The sequence below is a fragment of the Pseudoalteromonas sp. 120-MNA-CIBAN-0494 genome (assembly GCF_040308885.1).
Taxonomy (GTDB): Bacteria; Pseudomonadota; Gammaproteobacteria; order Enterobacterales; family Alteromonadaceae; genus Pseudoalteromonas; species Pseudoalteromonas nigrifaciens.
In genome coordinates, this window is record NZ_JBEOOE010000016.1 from 74,347 (window position 1) to 81,079 (window position 6,733).

The 6,733-nt window shown below is 42.1% G+C and carries 4 protein-coding genes; 2 read left to right on the plus strand and 2 right to left on the minus strand.

What is annotated here, in order from left to right; all coding sequences use genetic code 11:
- Positions 1–42: 42 nt before the first annotated feature.
- Positions 43–1,044, plus strand: coding sequence for a branched-chain amino acid aminotransferase (locus AAEY55_RS11435; protein WP_254910712.1), 1,002 nt, complete (start codon positions 43–45; stop codon positions 1,042–1,044).
- Positions 1,045–1,153: 109 nt separating this feature from the next.
- On the opposite strand, the gene AAEY55_RS11440 is transcribed toward AAEY55_RS11435, so the two are convergent.
- Entirely contained in the window at positions 1,154–3,736 is a 2,583-nt protein-coding gene (locus AAEY55_RS11440) for a TonB-dependent receptor (protein WP_350551330.1), read from the minus strand.
- Between the two features lie 217 nt (positions 3,737–3,953).
- The gene (locus AAEY55_RS11445) at positions 3,954–4,262 is read right to left on the minus strand and encodes a DUF962 domain-containing protein (protein ID WP_058373217.1); all 309 of its coding nucleotides are present in this window, start codon (positions 4,260–4,262) and stop codon (positions 3,954–3,956) included.
- A 158-nt stretch (positions 4,263–4,420) separates the two neighbouring features.
- Here AAEY55_RS11445 and AAEY55_RS11450 point away from each other — a divergent pair, with 158 nt between their 5' ends.
- Complete coding sequence (locus tag AAEY55_RS11450; protein ID WP_350551333.1) at positions 4,421–6,577, plus strand: prolyl oligopeptidase family serine peptidase; 2,157 nt, start codon at positions 4,421–4,423, stop codon at positions 6,575–6,577.
- Positions 6,578–6,733 lie beyond the last annotated feature (156 nt).

Consider the following 6,733-nt stretch of genomic DNA (forward strand, 5'->3'; position numbering starts at 1 on the left):
TTGGTTGTCATACAATGGAGAAAAATAGACCACACAAGAGAGATTAAAATGGCCGCATTTGGTACTGTGTTTATGCCGCAGATGATTCAAGCTCGTTTTTCTGATAATAAATGGAGCGAAAGCTCAATTGTCCCTTCTGATAAGCTTGAACTGCATCCTGGCGCTCACGTTTTACATTATTCAAGCACATGTTTTGAAGGCTTAAAAGCCTTTCGCCATGAAGATGGCTCAGTCTATATTTTTAGAATGGATGCAAACATTGCGCGCATGCAGCAGAGTTCTGAATTGCTTAGTTTACCAAGTGTTGATGGCGAGATGCTAAAAACCATGATTATTGATATTGTGCGCCAATACGCAGATGAAACGCCTTTACCACCGGGATCTATGTATATTCGCCCAACGCATATTGGTACTGAGGCCGCAATTGGTAAAGCCGCTGCGCCTTCAATGAGTTCATTGCTATATACCTTGTTATCGCCAGTAGGTGATTACTTTAGTGGCGGTGCAACGGCACTGCGCGTATTACTTGAAGAAGATGGTATGCGCTGTGCGCCGCACATGGGCATGATAAAAAGTGGTGGCAACTACGCCAGTGCACTAGGACCAATTTCAGCAGCACGTACTAAGCATCAGGCTGATCAAATTTTATTTTGTCCAGGTGGCGACGTACAAGAAACCGGTGCAGCTAACTTTATTTTAATTGATGGCAACGAAATTATTACTAAAGCGCTCGATAGCACATTTTTACATGGTGTTACCCGTAATAGTATTTTAACCATAGCTAAAGACTTAGGTATGACGGTAAGCGAGCGTAACTTTAGTGTTACTGAGCTTTTAGAGCGCGCAGCTAAACCGGGCACTGAAGCAGCACTTTCGGGTACTGCGGCAGTATTAACACCAGTGGGCACGTTTATTCATAATGATAAAGAATACCAAGTTGGTAACGGCGAAGCTGGCCCAACTACGGCGCGCCTGCGCCAAGCATTGAACGATATTCAATGGGGTAAAACTGCAGATACACACGGTTGGTTAACTAAAATTTAGTTTTTAATTTAACCCACTAAAAAGCCACCTAATTAACTTTAATTAGGTGGCTTTTGTATTTTTGCTATTTAATTAGCGCTTAGGTTAAATAGCTTTAAACCTTAGCGGATTAAAATCTCATTTCTATTTTGCCGTAAACGTAGCGGCCATTAAAACCAAATGGCGAAAAGCTTGAGTACGAAAATAAGCGTGAGAATGTAGTTACGTCATCAATTAGGTCGCGGGTTGGATCTGGGTATACATCAAAAATATTATTAGCACCTAAGCTTACCGATACATTGTCAGTTACTGCGTAGGCTACATCTAAATCGGTGATCCATTTAGGTTTTAAAACTTCGTTACGCTGTGCAATATCCGATGGATCTTGGGTTTCGCCGTAGCGAGTATTTCGTAAGGTGGCGCGCCAATCATCCATAGTCCAAACCGCGCTTAAGTTATATTTATTACGCGGGGTACTTACTTCAAAGCGACGTAGTTCGTTACCAGAAAATAAGTTGTCTTGATCAAACCCAGCGCCTTGCAGCTCTGCAGGTGGGGCAATAATGTCTGTTACTTGGTTTTTGCCATAGTTAAAGCCTAAATTAAATGCTACATCGCCGTAGTTATCTGTAATTAGGTTATATGATGCAACCACATCAACACCGCGAGTTTTACTATCAATAGCGTTTAAGAAAAATCGTCCTTGATTAGCCCCTGTACCTTCGAGTAAATCGGCAATAGCAGCGCCAGATAAGTTATTCGACAGTACAATACGGTCATCAATAAGTATTTGATAGTAATCTACCGATAAGCTGAAATTAAAGTCGGTTGACCAAGTAAAGCCTATTCCATAGTTGGTGGCTTCTTCGGCATCTAGGCCAGGTGATCCGAGTGCTTTTGCAACGTTACTGCTGGGTGCAAAAGTACCGGTTTGTGTGGGTTCACCATCAACAAATACAGTAGCAACTGAAGTAAAATGTTGTTGCTGTAGCGAAGGCGCTCTAAAACCGGTTGATACTGAGGCGCGCAGCGCTAAATCTTCGGTTAGTGTATAACGTGTGGCAATTTTACCGTTTAAGGTATCACCAAAGTCAGAGTAATCTTCGTAACGCGCTGCAACGGTTAAGTTCCAGTTGTCGGTAATGTAGGCTTCTAAATCTACGTATAAGCTTACATTATGGCGGCTGTTATCGCTTGCCGATTCAGGGGTAAAACCAGGGAACACTTGCGAGCCTGCTGAACCAAATGGGCCGTTCACTGGATCGGTTACTGCACCACCAGGGCCAAATGTGCCTTGGGCATAAGAGGCTTCTTCGCCTGCTTGAATTTCGTAGCCTTCGCGGCGGTACTCAGCACCTACAGCAATGTTTAAGCCGCTGGCTAAAAAGTCGACATCAACCTCGCGGCTAAAATCAACATTAAGCGTAAGTTGGTCGTAGGTAAGTGTACCGGCATCAAAACGTGTTTGGCTGCTTGGCCCATACGAGGTATTTACGCTATCTATTACACCAAATTCAAAGTCATCTAGCCCGTATACGGCAGATACATCGTAATTCCACTCACTCACAAAGCCTTTAACGCCCAATGCGAGAGAAAAGTCATTTATATCAGAGGTGATAACCGGTAAAAAGCCGTCGGGGTAAATTTCGGTGACGTTACGATCATCTTGCGCGCGGCGGTAAAAACCTCCACCTTCGCCTTCACGTTTACTATAAGAGCCAAAAGAATACAGTTCAGCGTTATTTGTTAGCTCATATCCTGCGTTATAAAAAACAGAAAAGTCTTCTACATTACCATTACCAAAATTATGATTGTAGCGATCCCAGGTTAACTCGCGTGGATCGAGTGCGCCATTTACGGAGCCATCATCTAAACGAGCGTAGTTTTCACGTTGGTCGTAGTCAGAGCGATTGGTTGAATGACGATCGCGATATTCGGTAGATATATTTAAAAAACCATTATCGCCTAGCTCAAACCCCATATTGCCTTGCAGTGTTAACGTTTGGCCATCGGTTAATGAACGGTCGCTCCCTTCGTTAAAGGCTAAATTACCATTGGCATCTTCTGATACCGATTTAAGTTCAGGCACGCCATCCATTTCGGTCATGTTTGCGCCATATATAGCCGATACAGAACCGCCACTACTGGCACTTTTAAGTACAATATTAATAACACCGGCTATTGCGTCGGATCCATACTGCGCAGCAGCGCCATCACGCAGTACCTCAATTCGGGCAATAGCATTGGCCGGAATAGCATTTAAATCAACCGATGATGAGCCTCGACCCGTTGAGCCATTTAAATTAAGTAGCGCATTACTATGGCGACGCTTACCATTAACAAGCACTAAGGTATGATCGGGTGCTAAACCACGCAGTTGAGCTGGGCGTACATGGTCACTACCATCGGTAAGTGATGCTTGCGGAAAGTTAAAGCTAGGCAGTAAGCTACTAAGCAGGGCGTTGGTTTCGGTTTGGCCTGAGTTTTTAAGCGAATCGGCACCAATAATATCAATTGGAACTGGGCTGTCCTCTACAGTTCGGCCTAGTCGGCGCGAGCCAATAACACTAATTTGTTCAATATTTGCCTCGGCTTGGGTGTCTTGCTCAGCAGCAGATGCGTACATAGAGCCCAGTAATGCCGCCGATACGCTTAGCGCGCACACAGTGAGTGGCGTTGATTTTTGCAGTTTTAATAATAATTTATTATTCATGTTGATTCCCTCATTCAAAAACGCAGTAAATTAGTTCAGTTAAATTTGCAGTAACAATTGAGCTAATTAAAATTACAGCTTTTAACATATACCCAAGCAGCAAAGGCAGTCAATTGAATAACATTCAATAAACATAATGTTTACTTTAAAGTGAGGGGTTAATAATAGAAATTTATTTTATTAGCTATAACTCACTACATTGTTTACTAGATATAACTCACCACTTTATTTTTCCAATGAGCATATCTTTAAACATAACCCAGTCGCCCCACAAACTGTAAAAAGGGTGCTTGAAGGTAGCGGGTCTGTTTTTTTCAAAAAAGAAATGCCCAACCCAGGCAAAACCATAGCCAATTACAGGTAACAACCACAATAAACGGTATTGCGATTTAAGCACCGCTACGCCAATAACAAAAAGTACTAAAGTGCTGCCAATAAAGTGCAAGCGTCGGCACGTAATATTGCGATGCTCTGTTAAGTAGTAGGGGTAAAATGCTTTAAAGCTATTAAATTTAGGGCTGGGCATGTACTGCTCTTATTTATTAATGCTGTGTAATCTTATTAAAGCCTAAGTTTACACTTGTTTACAGCGACAAGTGGTATTGAACGTATCTAGCTAGACAAACTTGCTTAAAGTTAATAACTTAGGCCTACTATTAAAAATCAATAATAATGGAACGATAAATGTTTAAACAAACCCTAGCATGTGCTGTTCTTGTAGCACTTAGCGGCTGCTCAGAGCCAACAAATACCGTCACTAATAAAGAAGCTAAAGCACCCATGAGCCAAGCAAATTCAGTAAACTACCCTGTAACTAAAAAGGGTAATGTAGTAGATAACTACTTTGGCGAAACACTGGCCGACCCATATCGCTGGTTAGAAGATGATATGAGCGCAGAGACTGCCAGCTGGGTTAAAGCACAAAACAAGGTAACCTTTTCGTATTTAGAGCAAATTCCTTATCGCGATAAGTTAAAGCAACGTCTTGAAAAGTTAATGAACTACGAAAAAATAGGCGCTCCCTTTACCGAGGGCGATTACACCTACTTTTATAAAAACGATGGCCTGCAAAACCAGTATGTTTTATATCGCAGTAAAGAGGGTGGTGACGTTGAGGTGTTTTTAGATCCAAACACGTTTAGCGACGATGGCACTACGTCTATGTCGGGGTTGTCGTTTTCAAAAGATGGCTCATTACTCGCGTATCAAATATCTCAAGGCGGCAGTGATTGGCGCAAAATTATTATTATAGACACACAAACTAAAGAGCAAGTGGAGCAGGCTTTAGTTGATGTGAAATTTAGTGGCATAGACTGGTTAGGCAACGAGGGTTTTTACTATTCTAGCTACGATAAACCTGAAGGCAGTGAGTTGTCGGCTAAAACCGATCAGCATAAAGTGTACTATCACACCTTAGGATCTGATCAAGCAACCGATAAACTGGTATTTGGCGCAACCGATGAGCAAAAACATCGTTATGTAGGAGCAGATGTAACGCATGATGGCCGTTATTTACTTATTTCTGCCAGTACTTCTACTTCGGGTAATAAGCTATTTATTAAAGACTTAACTCAAAAAGACAGCGAGTTTGTGACTATTGTAGGAAACACTGACTCAGATACATCGGTTATTGATAACGAAGGTAGTAAGCTGTTTTTAGTGACTAACTTAAATGCCCCAAATCAAAAAGTAGTGACGGTAGATGCAGCTGATCCTGGCCCGCAAAACTGGCAAGACTTTATTCCCGAAACCAAAAATGTATTAAAACTTACTAAAGGCGGCGATACCTTTTTTGCAAATTACATGGTTGATGCTATTTCAAAAGTGAAACAGTACAACAAAAAGGGAGAGCTAATTCGCGATATTACCTTGCCGGGTGTGGGCACAGCGGGTGGCTTTAGTGGCAAAAAAGAGCAAACAACGCTGTATTACTCTTTTACCAATTACAAAACCCCAGGAACGACCTATACGTTTGATGTAACTACAGGGGAGTCGGGTGTTTATCGTAAATCTGGGGTTGATTTTAATAGTGACGATTACACCTCTGAGCAAGTGTTTTATAACTCAAAAGACGGCACTAAAGTACCTATGATAATTACCTACAAAAACGGTATAAAGTTAGATGGTTCAAACCCAACTATTTTATATGGTTATGGTGGTTTTAATATTAGCTTAACGCCAAGCTTTAGCCCAACCACTGCCGCTTGGCTTGAACAAGGCGGTGTGTATGCGGTCGCCAATATTCGCGGTGGTGGTGAGTACGGGAAAGAGTGGCACAATGCGGGCACTAAATTACAAAAACAAAATGTATTTGATGATTTTATTGCCGCAGCTGAGTATTTACAAAGCAAAAAGTACACATCTAAACAGCGCTTAGCTCTGCGTGGCGGCTCAAATGGTGGCTTATTGGTAGGCGCAGTTATGACCCAGCGACCTGATTTATTTCAAGTGGCGCTGCCGGCTGTAGGCGTACTCGATATGCTGCGTTACCATACATTTACTGCAGGCGCCGGCTGGGCGTACGATTATGGAACCAGTGAGCAAAGCAAAGAAATGTTTACTTACATAAAAAACTACTCACCGCTGCATAATGTAAAAGCGGGCATAGAATACCCTGCAACTATGATAACAACAGGGGATCATGACGATAGAGTAGTGCCTTCGCACTCATTTAAATTTGCTGCGCAGTTACAAGCTAAACAAGCGGGTACAAACCCTACGCTTATTCGTATTGAAACAAACGCCGGACATGGTGCAGGCACACCAACGAGTAAAATTATTGATTTGTACGCCGATATGTATGGCTTTACGCTTTATAACATGGGAGTTAAGTCACTTTAATTACGACTTTTTCAAAGTGAAGTAACCACAAAAAAAAACCGAGTAAATAAACTTACTCGGTTTTTTTATTAATGGTTTAAAAGTAAGCGCGCATTTAAGCAGTGCGCTTAGCTATAATCGAAGTCTAGCTGCACATTCCACGGCATTAGGTCGGTA